Raw genomic sequence first — 12,862 nt, 5'->3', positions numbered from 1 at the left:
GCGCGCGGCAGGGCCGTCCCCGCCCCCACCGGCCGCGGTTCCCCCTTGTGCCGGGGCGGCCGAACGGGCTCCAGGGCATCTACTACACTTTGTCGTTGTTGTAGTCCGCCCTGTTCACACCCCGTTCGCGAGGTCCCCTCGATGCCCAGCACCAGCACCGGTACGCGCCGAGGCCGTGCCGTGCCGCGCCTGGCGGCGGCCGGACTGGCCGCCGTACTCGCCCTGACCGGCTGCGCCGGGGGCAACGAGATCCAGGCCAGCGACGAGGAAAACCGCTTCATCTCCGGAGACGGCAGCGCCACCACCTTCGAGACCGCCGAGCGCACGGAGGCGCCCGAGGTCACCGGCGCCACCCTCGACGGCGAGGAGGTCTCCCTCGGCGGCTACGAGGGCGGCATCGTCGTCCTCAACGTCTGGGCGAGCTGGTGCGGCCCCTGCCGCGCCGAGCAGCCGGTCCTGGACGAGGTGCACGCCGAGTACGCGGACCTGGGCGTGGACTTCCTCGGAGTGAACATCAAGGACGACGAGACGGCCGCGCGCTCCTACCAGGAGAGCATGGACGTCCCCTACCCGAGCCTGTACGACCAGCCCGGCGCGGTGCCCCAGGCCTTCCGCGACACCGTGCCCCCGCGTTCCATCCCCAGCACGCTCGTCATCGACCCCGAGGGCCGCATCGCCGCCCGCGTCATCGGCCCGACCACCTACGGCCAGCTCACCGAGCTGCTCAACCCGCTGGTGGTCGAGTTCGACTTCGGCGACCCGCAGGAGCGCCCCCGGGTCGCGGAGCAGGAGACCGCGGAGACGGCGTCCCCGGAGGAGGCCGAGCCCTCGGGCGCGCCGTCCGAGGAGGACCAGGAATCCGACGGGTCCGGGGGCGAGGGCTGATGGACCCCGTCGGCACCACCGTCCTCACCGGCTCCCTGCTGGCCGCGATCCCGCTGGCCCTGGCCGCGGGCCTGGTCTCCTTCCTCTCGCCTTGCGTGCTCCCGCTCGTGCCCGGCTACCTGTCCTACGTGACCGGGATGAGCGGCACCCAGGTGCGCGAGCGCACCGCCTCGCCCGCGGGGGGCGGCACCGCCACCGTCACCGACGTCGACGCCGAACTGGCCTCCCGCCGCTGGACCATGGTCACGGGCAGCGTCCTGTTCATCGCCGGGTTCACCCTGGTGTTCGTCGCCGTCGGCGGCTTCATCGGCTGGCTCGGCGAGATCCTCATGGACTACACCGACCCCATCACGCGGGTGCTCGGCGTCCTGACCGTCGTCCTGGGCCTGGCCTTCATGGGCGTCGTCCCGGGCTTCGGGCGCGAGTTCCGCTTCCACCGCCTGCCGCGCGCCGGGCTGGCGGGCGCCCCGCTGCTCGGCGTCCTGTTCGGCCTGGGCTGGACCCCCTGCATCGGGCCGACCCTGGCCGCCGTGCAGACCCTGGCCTTCGTCGAGGGCGGCGCCGGACGCGGCATGCTGCTGTCCCTGGCCTACTGCGTCGGCCTCGGGCTGCCGTTCGTCCTGGCCTCCCTCCTCTACCGGCGCGCGCTGGGCACCTTCGACTGGCTCAAGCGCCGCACCCGCACGGTCACCGTGATCGGCGGGGCCATGCTCGTCCTGGTCGGCCTGGCGATGGTGACCGGCCTGTGGACGCAGCTGACCATCGCCATGCAGGGCTGGGCAGCCGACTTCCAGACGGTGATCTGATGAGCACGACCGCGAACGACCGGGGGACCGGCACCGCCGCCCAGGATGGGGAGAGCGCCCGACCGCGCCCCAAGGGCCTGGGCGCGACCGGCTGGCTGCGCTGGATCTGGCGCACCCTGACCTCGATGCGCACCGCCCTGATCCTGCTGTTCCTGCTGGCGGTCGGGGCCATCCCGGGCTCGATCCTGCCGCAGAACGTGGTGAGCGTCGACGAGGTCAACACCTACTTCCAGGAGAACCCCGAACTGGCGCCCTGGCTGGACCGGTTCTACCTCTTCGACGTGTTCTCCTCGCCCTGGTACGCGGCGATCTACCTGCTGCTGTTCGTCTCCCTGGCGGGCTGCGTGCTCCCGCGCGCGCTGACCCACGCCCGCGCGGTGCGGACCCGCCCGGTGCACACGCCCAAGAACCTGGGCCGGATGCCCTACGCCGCCGCGTTCACCACCGACGCCGACCCCGAGACGGTGCTGGAGCAGTCCCGCGGGGTCCTGCGGCGCTTCCGTGTCGAGCGCTACGGCGACTCCCTCTCCACCGAGACCGGCTACCTGCGCGAGGCCGGGAACGTCCTGTTCCACTTCGCCCTGCTCGGCCTGCTGCTGGCCCTGGCCGCCGGGTCCTTCCTCGGCTACCGCGGCAACATGCTCCTGGTGGAGGGCGACGGGTTCGCCAACACCCTGACCTCATACGACGCCATCTACCCCGGGCACTGGACCGACACCGACTCCCTGGAGCCCTTCTCCATCCACCTGGACGACTTCGAGGCCTCCTTCATCGAGGACGGCGGTCTGCGCGGACAGGCCGAGTCCTACGTCGCCGACCTCACCTACAGGGAGGCGCCCGACGCGCCGCAGGAGCGGCACCGGCTGGAGGTCAACCACCCGCTGAGCGTGTCGGGCGTGCAGGTCTACCTGCTCGGCCACGGGTACGCGCCCGAGTTCGAGGTGCGCAACGCCGGGGGCGACGTGGTCTTCGACCAGGCGGTCCCCTTCCTGCACCGGGACACCGCCTCCTACACCTCCGACGGTGTGGTCAAGGTGCCCGACACCGGGGGCGAGCAGCTCGGCTTCGTCGGCGTGTTCCTGCCCAGCGCGGCGGAGACGCCGGAGGGGGAGATGGTCTCCGACTTCCCGGGCGCCCAGAACCCGCGGATCACGCTGGAGGGCTACCAGGGCGACCTGGGGCTGGTCGACCCGCAGTCGGTCTACCAACTGCGCACCGGCGGCATGGAGGAGCTGGGCAGCTCCCCCGTGATGGAGATCGGGGACACCTGGGAGCTGCCCGAGGGCGCCGGGTCGGTCACCTTCTCCGGCTACAAGGAGTACGTCAGCCTCCAGATGAACCGCGACGGCGCCCGGCTGCCCGCGCTGGCCGCGGCCTCCCTGGCCGTCGCCGGACTGATCATCACCCTGTTCGTCCGCCCGCGCCGCGTGTGGGTGCGCGCGACCCGGAGCGGGGACGGCCGCACCCGCGTGGAGCTGGCCGCCCTGGGCAAGACCGAGGCGGCCGGCAACAACGTGGAGTTCCACGAACTCACCACGGAACTCGCCGGACGGCTCCGGAGCCCGTCCGACGGTGGCCCCGGCTCCGGAGCGGACGGCCGTCCGGCTCCCGGTCCGGGCTCCGACCCCCATCCGCCATCCGACCCGCCAGAGTCGACGACACAAGGGAGTGACCGGTGACGTACACACTCGCCGCACAGGTGGACGAGGTGATGACGTCAGTCAGTGACTCGTTGATCATCGCGATGATCGTCACGTACGCGGCTGCGCTGTTCCTCTTCGCCATCGAGGCCGCCTACGGACGCCGCACCAAGCTCAAAGCCGGTCGGCTCATGCCGGTCAACGCCGGTGCCGGGTCCGGTGCCGACGAGGGCATCGAGGTCAACGTCCGCAGCGCCGAGGTGGAGGCCAGGGCCTCCCAGAGCGTCCTGGGCAAGATCGCCCTGGGCGTGACGACGTTCGGCTTCGTGATGGGCGTCGCCCAGATCATCGCCCGCGGTCTGGCCGCCGGGCGCTGGCCCTGGGGCAACATGTTCGAGTTCGTCGTGGCCCTGTGCCTGGTCGCGGTGGGCGGCCTGCTCTTCGCCTCCTACCGGTACCAGGCGCGCTTCCTGGGCGCTTTCGTCCTGGTCCCGGTGCTGATCCTGCTGGGCATCGGCGTCCGCTGGCTGTACGTGGACCCGGGCCCGCTCATCCCCGCCCTGCACTCGTACTGGGTGCCCATCCACGTGACCGCGACCATCATCGCGGGCGGCGCCTTCATGGTCTCCGGCGCGGCCGGCGTCACCTACCTCGTGGCGCACCGGGCCGAGGCCAAGCGCGCGCTGGGCGAGCGGGTGGCCGGTATCGCGGGCCGCCTGCCCAGCCCCGAGCTGCTGGACCGGATCTCCCACCGGTTCATCCTCTTCGCCTTCCCGCTGTGGACCTTCGGCATCATCGCCGGTTCCATCTGGGCCGACGAGGCCTGGGGCCGCTTCTGGGGTTGGGACCCCAAGGAGGTCTGGTCCTTCATCTCCTGGGTGATCTACGCGGCCTACCTGCACGCCCGGGCCACCGGCGGCTGGCGCGGGCCCAAGGCCACGTGGATCAACGTGGTGGGCTTCGCGACCATCCTGTTCAACTTCTTCGCGGTGAACTACATGTTCAGCGGTCTGCACTCCTACGCCTGATCCCGATCCGCGAACGGGCCCCGCCGAGGCGGGGCCCGTTCGCTTCGACCGGCGGCCTCAGGCGGGCGGGGCGGTGGACCCGCGCACGGTCGGGCGGGTGTCCGGGGCGGCGGTGCCGGGGGAGTCCCCTCCGCTGATGCGGTGCTGCCGCTGGTCGATGGCGGCGCGCCGGGCCGCGGCCGTTCTCACCGGCCCGTCCGTGCGCTGGCCCGGACGAGGTCCCGTGCTAGACCGACGCTCTCCGCGAGGGTGTCGAGCGGGAGCGGCTGTGTGGCGAGCGCGCCCTCGTGCAGCACGAGGAGCCGCGTGGCGAGGGCGTCGGGTCCGGAGCAGCCCGCAGCGGCGGCGAGTTCACGGAACAGGTCCCGCAACCAGGCCTTCTGGTCCGCGGCGATGCGGTGGGCGGGGTGCGAGGGGTCCGGGAGTTCGGCCAGCGCGTTGATGAACGCGCACCCGCGGGTGTTTGTCCGGCTCCAGGCCAGCAGCGCGTGAAAGGGTGCCGTGACGCTCTCGACGGGGTCGTCGCAGGCGTCGACGGCGGCGCGGACGAGCGACCGCCAACGCTGGTCGCGTTCGGCGAGGTAGGCCGCCACGAGACGGTCCTTCGACCCGAACTGGTTGTACAGGGTCCGTTTGGTCACGCCGGAGTGCTGAGCGATCAGGTCCACCCCGACCGCAGTGATCCCTCGGTCGTAGAACAGCTCCTCGGCAGCCGCCACGATGCGTCGGCCCGCAGGTGTCGCGGGCTGTGTCTTCTGCATTGGACATCTCTTCACAGATCAGTGTAGCCTGACTCAAGTTTACAGGTCAGTATACCCATGAGGAGGTTGGGACGATGGGCGTGCCCGAGGCCATGCGCGCGGTTCGGATCACGGAGCACGGGGGTCCGGAGGTGCTTGAGCTGACGGAGGCGGCCGTGCCCGCCCCGCGCGCGGGAGAGGTGCTGGTCCGGGTCGGCGCGGTGGCGCTGAACAACACCGACCTGTGGACCCGGGAGGGCGCCTACGGCCGCCCGGGGGACCCGCGGGCGCTGTCGGGCTGGCGGGGTCCGATCGACTTCCCGCGTGTGCAGGGCGCCGACGTCGCCGGCCGGGTGGCGGCGGTCGGCGCTGACGTGGACGAGGGCCTTGTCGGACGCCGGGTGGTCGTCGACCCGGCGATCTACGACGGCCGGGGGCCCGACGCGAATCCGGTGGGCCTGATGGGGAGCGAACGCGACGGCGGCTACGCCGAGTACGTGACCGCGCCGGCGGAGCGCGTACACGACGTGACGGAATCCCCTCTCACGGACGACCAGCTCGCGTCGTTGCCGACCGCCTACGGTACGGCGCTGGGCATGATCGAGCGCGGTCGGCTGCGTGACGGGGAGACCGTCCTGGTCTCGGGCGCCTCCGGAGGGGTCGGTATCGCGTCGGTGCAGATCGCCCGTGCCCGCGGAGCGAGGGTGCTCGCCATCAGCAGCGGATCCAAGATCGACGCGGTGCGCGAGGCGGGCGCGCACGAGGTCTTCGACCGCGCACGGGACGTCGCCGAGCAGGTCCGCGCCGCCGCGCCGGAGGGCGTCGACGTCGCTCTCGACGTCGTCGCCGGGGACCTGCTGGGTGAGGGGCTGCCGCTGCTGCGAGAGGGGGGCCGGTGGGTCGTCGCGGGTGCCCTCGGCGGGTACGAGGTGTCCTTCGACGTGCGCCGTCTCTACCTGCACAACGCGCAGGTGATCGGCTCCGCGATGCACACGCCCACGCACTTCGGCCTTCTGATGGACCTGGCCCGCCAGGGCGGAATCCAGCCCGTGATCGCCGCGGTGTTCCCCCTGGAGCAGGCCGCCCGGGCGCAGGAGGAACTCGCGCGCAGGGGACACGTGGGCAAGATCGTCATGCGTCCCTGAAGCCGGTAGCCGGAGAAGGGCCCATCACGGGACCGCCCCACGCGTACGCCTCCCGTCCCGCCGGAGGAGCGGGCCGGGAAGCGTGCGCCGCCGTCACCCCGCGTCCGCCGGGGCGGCGGTGGACCCGCGCACGACCAGGCGGGTGTCCAGGGTGACGGTGCCGGGGGAGTCCTCGCTGCTGATGCGGTGCAGCAGCAGGTCGATGGCCGCGCGCCCGGCCGCGGCGGTGGGCATGTCCACGCTGGTCAGGTCGCAGTGCCGGGCGGTGTGGGTGTTGTCGACGCCTACGACGCTGAGGTCGCCGGGCACCGACGCGCCCAGGTCCCGCAGCTTCTGCACCAGGCCCAGGGCGACCAGGTCGTTGTAGGCCAGGACGGCGGTGGCGCCGAGGTCCAGTACCCGCCGGGCGGCGGCCGCGCCGCCCTCCTCGGTGGGCTGGTTGGGGCCCACGCCGTGCAGGACGATGCCGCGGCGCAGGGCGGCCCCCTCCGCCGCGCGCTCCAGGCGCTGGTTGGTCCACGACGCGCGCGGGCCGGTGAGCAGGGCGATCTCGCGGTGGCCGAGAGCGGTGAGGTGGTCCACGGCCTGTTCAGCCCCCGAGGCCACGTCCATCAGGACGGCGGGCAGTCCGGCGGGCTGGCGGTTGACCACGACGAAGGGCACGTCGGCGCTGAGTTCGGCGATCAGGCGGTTGCTCAGGCGCGGCGCGACCAGGAGCGCGCCGTCCACCTGGGTGGCCATGGACCGGATCAGCTCCTCCTCCACGCGGGCCTGCTCGTCGGTGTCGGCGACGAACACGTGGTGGTCGCTGCGGCGGGCGTGGGCCTGCGCGGCCTTGATCAGGGGCGGGAAGAAGGGGTTGGCGATGTCGGCGACGATCAGCCCCAGGTTGCCGGTACGGCGGGTGGACAGGGCGCGCGCGGCGCGGTTGGGCCGGTAGCCCAGGGCGCTGGCCGCGGCGAGCACACGCGTCCGGGTGTCGGCGTTGACCAGGTGCGCGGCGGAGAAGGTCCGGGAGACGGTCGAGACGTGCACCCCGCTCGCCAGGGCGACGTCCTTGATGGTCACGGCCACCCGTGGCCTCCTTCGGTGGGGAACGGTTTCGAGGTTACTGGCAACCGGTTGTGGTTGACCAGTGCGTGCTTTCAGGCCTGGTGCCTGGTTTTCCGGGGTTTTCCCGGGTCGGAGGGGTTGACGCCGGTCCGGCTCCTGGGAGATGTTCATGCAACCGTTTGCAGTTTCCCCCCTGAGGAGCAGAACCATGCGCAGGCTCGTACTCCCTCTGAGCGCGGTGTTGGCGATGACCGCCGTCGCGCCCGTCCAGGCGGCGCCCGACGTGGGCAGGCAGGTCCTGCCCGAGGGCGACGGCTGGGCCTCGGCCGGAGGCGGGACGACGGGGGGCGCGGACGCCTCCCCGGAGAACGTCTTCCGCGTCTCCACGGCGCAGGAGTTCCGAGAGGCGGTGAGCGGCGACGAGCCCAAGATCGTCTACGTCGAGGGCCTCGTCGACGCGAACACGGCGCCGGACGGCACGCCCCTGTCCTGCGGGGACTACGCCGTGGACGGCTACACGCTGGAGGACTACCTGGCCGCCTACGACCCCGAGGTGTGGGGCCGACAGGACCCCAGCGGCCCGCTTGAGGAGGCCCGAGAGGCCTCGGCCGCCGCCCAGGCGGAGCGCGTCCGGGTGGAGGTCGGCTCCAACACGACCGTGGTGGGCGCCGGGGACGGCGCCGAGATCACCGGGATGAGCATCCGGGTGGTCGGCGCGCGCAACGTCATCCTGCGCGACCTCACCCTGTCCGACACGCACGACTGCTTCCCGGGCTGGGATCCCGGCGACGGCGGCGAGGGCAACTGGAACTCCGAGTACGACCACCTGGAGGTCTCCGGTTCCACGAACGTGTGGATCGACCACAACACGTTCGACGACGGCGACAACCCGGGCTCGGAGCTGCCGGAGTACTTCGGGCGCCGGTACGAGGTGCACGACGGCCTGCTCGACATCGTGCGCGCCAGCGACCTGGTGACGGTGTCCTACAACCACTTCGACGGCCGGGACAAGGCCATCCTCGTGGGCAACAGCGACGGCCGCACCACCGACCGCGGGTACCTGCGCACCACCTGGCACCACAACCACTTCGACGGCCTGGGCCAGCGGGCGCCCCGCGTGCGCTACGGGCAGGTGCACGTCTACAACAACCACTACACGGTGGCCACGGACCTGTACCAGTACAGCCTGGGCGTGGGCTTCGAGTCGCACCTGTACGCGGAGAACAACCTGTTCGACCTTCGCGACGGCATCGCGGCCGGGGAGATCATCGGCAACTGGGGCGGCACCGACATCGTGGAGCACGGGAACGCTGTGATGGAGGGCGGCCGCGGGCGCGTCACGGAGGTGGACCTGGTGCGGGAGCACAACGACGCCTACCCCGACCAGGCGCTGGGCACCGACCTGACCTGGGTGCCGCAGTTCTCCACGCGGGTGGAGCCGGTGCACGCGGTCCGCGGCGTGCCGCGCGAGGCGGGCGCCGGGGTGCTCTGAGTTCGGCGCTCCCGGCGTGGCCGCGTAACGGGGAGCGGGCCCGCCCGGCTCCGTTCGGGCGGGCCGCCGCGGTTACAGGGGCTGGTCGTCGACCTCGATGTCCCACTGGACGTCGTTGCCGTCGACCGAGGTGGTCGTGATGGTCACGCCGTAGTTCATGCCGCCGTCAACGAGGTTGCAGCGGATCTCGGCGCCCACCTCCGCGGGCAGGTCCTGGCCGCAGGAGAAGTCCTCAGGGGCCTGACCGACCGCCGCCTCCAACTGCGCCGCCGACTGCTGGGCGACCTGCCCGGCGGGGACGACCCCGTCGCTCGCGGGGGTGGTGCCGGCATCCCCGCCGGCGTCCCCGCCCGCGGCGTCCCCGGCGGCGTCCTCGGCGGCGCTGTCCCCGGCCGGAGCGTCGTCGACCTCGATGTCCCACTGGACGTCGTTGCCGTCGACCGAGGTGGTCGTGACGGTCACGCCGTAGTTCATGCCGCCGTCAACGAGGTTGCAGCGGATCTCGGCGCCCACCTCCGCGGGGAGGTCCTCGGGGCAGGTGAGGTCGTCGGGGGTCTGGCCCACCTCCTCGGCCAGCATCTCGCTGGACCGTTCGGCGACCTGTTCGGCGCTGACGGAGTCGGGGCCGCCGATGCTGAACTCGAACGAACAGCCGGTGGACAGCAGAAGGGAAGCCGCGCCCAGTGCCGCTCCAGTGATGACTCGACGGTGTCCGGTCTGCCGCATCGCGGCCTCCTCAGTACTCGGCGGTGTGTACGGGTGTGGACGCCGAACGCGAAGAGCGGGTTCCGGAGCGGACGGCTCCGATGCGGGGATGTGACATCGGTGTCCGGTCCGTCCGCGCGGTGCCGCGCCGGGGAACCGCCTGGACGTCCGGACGTACTCGCCCCGGAGCGGGGGAACGGGAAGGGTGGGACACAGCGGTGGGGGCCGCGTCCTGTCGGGCGGCCCCCACCGTCGTCGTGTACCGGTCCGGGTCGGTCGTGTCCGGCTCAGTCCTCCGGATCGATCCGCCGGTTGAGTCGTCGCAGGAACTCGGGGTCGTCGTCCGGTCCGAGCGGGTGCGGGCTGCCCGAGGGCTTGGTGAAGTCGGACGGGTCGAGGTCGTCGGCCGAGGCCGTGGCCTGTGTCGGGGAGGGCGCGCTCCCGCGGGGTGCGGCCGCCTGGCGCGGGCGGCCGAGGAGGAGCCACAGGACGGCGCCGACGGGCACGAACAGCACGATGACGAACACCCACAGCACCTTCGGCAGAGTGCGCACCTCAGAGGAGGGGGTGGTGAGCGCGTCGAAGAACGCGTACACCCACAGAACGATCGATACGAGCGTGATCAGGCCACCAAGCCACACCATGGTTCCAGCCTAACTCTTGCAGTCGACTCCTCACGGTCGGGACACCGGGCCGGAGGGCAGGGGAGTCCGCGGGCGGTTGACCGGCCGGCGGGGCGGCCGCAGGGCCCTGCGGTTCCTGGAGCTCTGGCTCCAACCGGATGGGCTGTCTCGGGGCACTCTGCCTCAGGGCGTGCTCTCGCTCGGCTCTCCGAGCAGGAGGGCGCGCACCTCCGACTCGCGGAAGCGGCGGTGCCCTCCCGGAGTCCGGATGCTGCTGATCCGCCCGGAGGCGGCCCAGCGCGTGACGGTCTTGGGATCAACCCGGAAGAGTGAGGCCACTTCCCCGGGGGTCAACAGGCGTTCGCTTGCTCGTTCCACCTTCACATTCCCCCAATCGTGCCCGCCTCGGACTGCGGGGGCGGCGGGCGTTTGATCCCCTAGTGTGCACGAGTTAGACCGTTTCCTCCCTAGTTTTCGGAGAAATTGCGGTGTTGGGGGGAGGAGTACCGGATATGTGACCGGAACGTGATGTTCGGGCCCTGCTGTCGGGATTGGAAACATCCCATGACTGCGCGAATCGTGTTCGCCTATGTCCCGTTCCCCTGTGCCGCGGGCGACACACCGCCCCGATGCCCGTCGCAGCGGGCACGCCCTTAACCTGGAGATAAGGGCCTGTGGAAGGCCGTCGGCCCGACCCGTGCCGGGTGTGGGAACGTCCGGACACGGGTGTTGACCGGGCGTTCCGCGCCGCCGATGGGCGTAGCGACCAATCTAGTCCAGGTAATCGTCTGTTGTGAGGCTTTTGGATGCGTAGCTTGCTGACCTATACCGCCGCCCGCCTGGGGCTGTTCGCGGCGGCCTTCGGAGTGGTCTACCTTTTCGGCGCCCGTGCGTGGATCGCTCTCATCCTGGCCTGGCTGGTCAGTGGACTCGCCTCCTACGTCCTGCTGTCCGGGATGCGCGACAGGATCTCCGCGAGCGCGGTGGAGCGGATGGAGCGCCGCAAGGCGGACAGCGTGTCCGCGCGCCTGTCGGCCGCCTCCGCCCGTGAGGACGAGCTCCAGGAGGCGCCGGAGCAGGAGGCGCCGGGCGGGACGGACCCCGGAGCCGGTGCCGAGGCGGACAAGGCCGGGGAGGGCGCGAGGAACGAGGACGCGCCGACCTCGGCCAGGGAGTCCTGACCGGAGCGGCGTCCCGGGAGCGTTCAGCGCCCGCCGGGGGCGCTCGCGCCGCCAGCGGCGGCCCTACCCCGTGCCCGAGTCCGCCCCGTCCGCTGACCGGCCCGCCTCCGTTCCGCGCCTGTCCAGGCCCTCGGCCGCGCGGCCCACGAGCGGCGGCAGGACCACGGCCAGGTAGAGGGCCGCGCACGCCAGCAGCACCGGCGCCGCTCCGAGCAGCCCGGCCGCCGCGCCCGCCAAGGGCGCGCCCAGCGGCGCCGCCATCCGGGCCAGCGCGCCGATCGTCGCCGTCCCCCGCCCCACGGCGCGGCGGGGCAGTCGCTCGAACAGCACCGCGCTCAGGATCGGGTTGAGCACCCCGCCCGCTAGCCCGCACAGGCCCCACACCGCCAGGACCGCCCACAGCGGCACGTCCAGCGCCAGCACGACCAGCCGGGGCGGCCCGGCCAGCACCAGCCCCACGAAGAACACCGCCCTCCGGGGCAGCAGGTGCCCGACCGCCGTGGCCGCGAGCGAGCCCACCACCGAGGCCGCGCCCATCACGCCGCCCAGTAGGCCGACCACCGCGGGACCCATGCCGTTGTCGTCCACCCACACCGGCAGCAGCACCGAGGCCACGGACATGTCGATCATGTTGGTGACCGCGAGCACGACCACCAAAACGCGCAGGGTGGCGTCGCCCCAGACCGCCCGCCAGCCGGTGCGCAGCCTGGTCAGGTAGCCCGCGTCCGCCTCGGGGTCCTCGCCCGGGCGGGGGCGCTCCCCGGGCTGGGTGGCGGACAGTACCACCGCCGCCGCCGCGAGCAGCGCGGCGTTCGCGTACAGGGCGGGGAGCGCGCCGAGCAGGGACACCAGTCCGCCCGCGGCCACCGGTCCGACGGTCGTGGACAGCCGGTCCACGGTTCCGGTGAGTCCGGTGACCCGTTCGAGGGGCGTGCCCGTGCGTTCGGCGACGGCCGGGGCCATGGAGACCTTGGCGGCCTCGGCGGGGCCGGTGGCCAGGCCGATCACGGTCACCAGCGCCAGGAGCACGGGGAAGGACAGCAGCCCGGCCGTGTGCAGCAGCGGGACGCAGGCCACCGCCGCCGCGGCGACGAGGTCGGCGCGCACGCTCACGACGCGCTGACCCATCCGGTCCAGCAGCGGGCCGCCCAGCAGTCGGGCCAGCGTGTAGGAGCCGATCTCGAAGAAGGCCACCGCCCCCATGGACGCCGGGCTGCCGGTGGTCTCCAGGACGAACCAGGGGATGGCGATCATCGCCAGCCGCGTGGCGGTGTAGCACAGGGCCTGGGCGGCGACCAGCCCGCCGACGCTCCTCACGTGCCCGCCTCCGTCGCCCGGTCGTCCCCCTCGCCGTCCTCCGTGCCCGGTCCCCGGTCCTCGGGGTCGGGGAAGGCGGCGAACTGGACGTGCACCGGTCGGCTGCCGGGGGCGCCGGTCTCGCGCGCGTAGCGGTCGAAGAGCGCGCGGACCTCCTCCCGGAAGGCGTTGAGCTCCTCCAGGGTCAGCTCCGTGCGCCGCCCGGACATGACCTGCGCCTCGCGCCAGCCCTCGGGCTGGGCCGCCC

The 12,862-nt window shown here is 72.5% G+C and carries 14 protein-coding genes and 1 pseudogene; 7 read left to right on the top strand and 8 right to left on the bottom strand.

Annotation, left to right across the window (positions count from 1 at the left end):
• Positions 1-180 precede the first annotated feature (180 nt).
• Genes ABD54_RS22060 through ccsB form a run of 4 tightly spaced genes read left to right on the top strand, consistent with a single transcriptional unit; the run spans position 181 to position 4,359 of the window.
• Positions 181-885, top strand: coding sequence for a TlpA disulfide reductase family protein (locus ABD54_RS22060; RefSeq protein ID WP_047871441.1), 705 nt, complete (start codon positions 181-183; stop codon positions 883-885).
• Entirely contained in the window at positions 885-1,691 is an 807-nt protein-coding gene (locus ABD54_RS22055) for a cytochrome c biogenesis CcdA family protein (RefSeq protein WP_047871439.1), read from the top strand. The genes ABD54_RS22060 and ABD54_RS22055 overlap by 1 nt, the downstream gene beginning before the upstream one ends.
• Entirely contained in the window at positions 1,691-3,370 is a 1,680-nt protein-coding gene (locus ABD54_RS22050) for a cytochrome c biogenesis protein ResB (protein WP_047871438.1), read from the top strand. The genes ABD54_RS22055 and ABD54_RS22050 overlap by 1 nt, the downstream gene beginning before the upstream one ends.
• Complete coding sequence (ccsB, locus tag ABD54_RS22045) at positions 3,367-4,359, top strand: c-type cytochrome biogenesis protein CcsB (RefSeq protein WP_047871437.1); 993 nt, start codon at positions 3,367-3,369, stop codon at positions 4,357-4,359. Before ABD54_RS22050 ends, ccsB begins: the two co-directional genes overlap by 4 nt.
• A 57-nt stretch (positions 4,360-4,416) precedes the next feature.
• On the opposite strand, the gene ABD54_RS29405 is transcribed toward ccsB, so the two are convergent.
• A complete protein-coding gene (locus ABD54_RS29405) occupies positions 4,417-4,548 on the bottom strand; it encodes a hypothetical protein (RefSeq protein ID WP_268778201.1) in 132 nt (43 codons plus the stop codon).
• Positions 4,545-5,120: a TetR/AcrR family transcriptional regulator gene (locus tag ABD54_RS22040; protein ID WP_047871436.1), complete on the bottom strand. Its 576-nt coding sequence runs from the start codon at positions 5,118-5,120 to the stop codon at positions 4,545-4,547. The genes ABD54_RS29405 and ABD54_RS22040 overlap by 4 nt, the downstream gene beginning before the upstream one ends.
• Positions 5,121-5,194: 74 nt before the next feature.
• Here ABD54_RS22040 and ABD54_RS22035 point away from each other — a divergent pair, with 74 nt between their 5' ends.
• Positions 5,195-6,244, top strand: coding sequence for a zinc-binding dehydrogenase (locus ABD54_RS22035; protein ID WP_047871435.1), 1,050 nt, complete (start codon positions 5,195-5,197; stop codon positions 6,242-6,244).
• A 93-nt stretch (positions 6,245-6,337) separates the two neighbouring features.
• Here the strand turns inward: ABD54_RS22035 and ABD54_RS22030 are convergent, their stop codons facing one another.
• Positions 6,338-7,318: a LacI family DNA-binding transcriptional regulator gene (locus ABD54_RS22030; RefSeq protein WP_047871434.1), complete on the bottom strand. Its 981-nt coding sequence runs from the start codon at positions 7,316-7,318 to the stop codon at positions 6,338-6,340.
• A 187-nt stretch (positions 7,319-7,505) separates the two neighbouring features.
• Here ABD54_RS22030 and ABD54_RS22025 point away from each other — a divergent pair, with 187 nt between their 5' ends.
• On the top strand, positions 7,506-8,789 hold the full coding sequence (locus ABD54_RS22025) for a polysaccharide lyase family 1 protein (RefSeq protein WP_047871433.1): 1,284 nt from the start codon (positions 7,506-7,508) through the stop codon (positions 8,787-8,789).
• A gap of 72 nt (positions 8,790-8,861) precedes the next feature.
• Here ABD54_RS22025 and ABD54_RS22020 read toward each other — a convergent pair whose 3' ends face one another.
• The 3 genes from ABD54_RS22020 to ABD54_RS22010 all read right to left on the bottom strand — a co-directional run bounded on the left by ABD54_RS22020 (position 8,862) and on the right by ABD54_RS22010 (position 10,501).
• Entirely contained in the window at positions 8,862-9,515 is a 654-nt protein-coding gene (locus ABD54_RS22020; protein ID WP_053063637.1) for a DUF4333 domain-containing protein, read from the bottom strand.
• A gap of 266 nt (positions 9,516-9,781) precedes the next feature.
• Positions 9,782-10,138, bottom strand: a complete 357-nt coding sequence (locus ABD54_RS22015; protein WP_047871432.1) for a PLD nuclease N-terminal domain-containing protein — start codon at positions 10,136-10,138, stop codon at positions 9,782-9,784.
• A 162-nt stretch (positions 10,139-10,300) separates the two neighbouring features.
• Positions 10,301-10,501, bottom strand: a complete 201-nt coding sequence (locus ABD54_RS22010) for a BldC family transcriptional regulator (protein ID WP_017535950.1) — start codon at positions 10,499-10,501, stop codon at positions 10,301-10,303.
• A 422-nt stretch (positions 10,502-10,923) separates the two neighbouring features.
• Between ABD54_RS22010 and ABD54_RS22005 the strand changes: the two genes are divergently transcribed.
• On the top strand, positions 10,924-11,298 hold the full coding sequence (locus tag ABD54_RS22005) for a DUF4229 domain-containing protein (RefSeq protein WP_047871431.1): 375 nt from the start codon (positions 10,924-10,926) through the stop codon (positions 11,296-11,298).
• A 63-nt stretch (positions 11,299-11,361) separates the two neighbouring features.
• On the opposite strand, the gene ABD54_RS22000 is transcribed toward ABD54_RS22005, so the two are convergent.
• Together ABD54_RS22000 and ABD54_RS21995 are read right to left on the bottom strand one after the other, a co-directional pair.
• Positions 11,362-12,615: an MFS transporter gene (locus tag ABD54_RS22000; protein WP_047871430.1), complete on the bottom strand. Its 1,254-nt coding sequence runs from the start codon at positions 12,613-12,615 to the stop codon at positions 11,362-11,364.
• Positions 12,612-12,862, bottom strand: a pseudogene (locus ABD54_RS21995) (ArsR family transcriptional regulator); the annotation flags it as partial. The pseudogene ABD54_RS21995 and the gene ABD54_RS22000, both read right to left, overlap by 4 nt.

The sequence above is a fragment of the Nocardiopsis sp. RV163 genome (assembly GCF_001029525.1).
Taxonomy (GTDB): Bacteria; Actinomycetota; Actinomycetes; order Streptosporangiales; family Streptosporangiaceae; genus Nocardiopsis; species Nocardiopsis dassonvillei.
The sequence above is the reverse complement of the archived record's forward strand: the minus strand, read 5'-3'. Positions and strand labels throughout refer to the sequence as shown.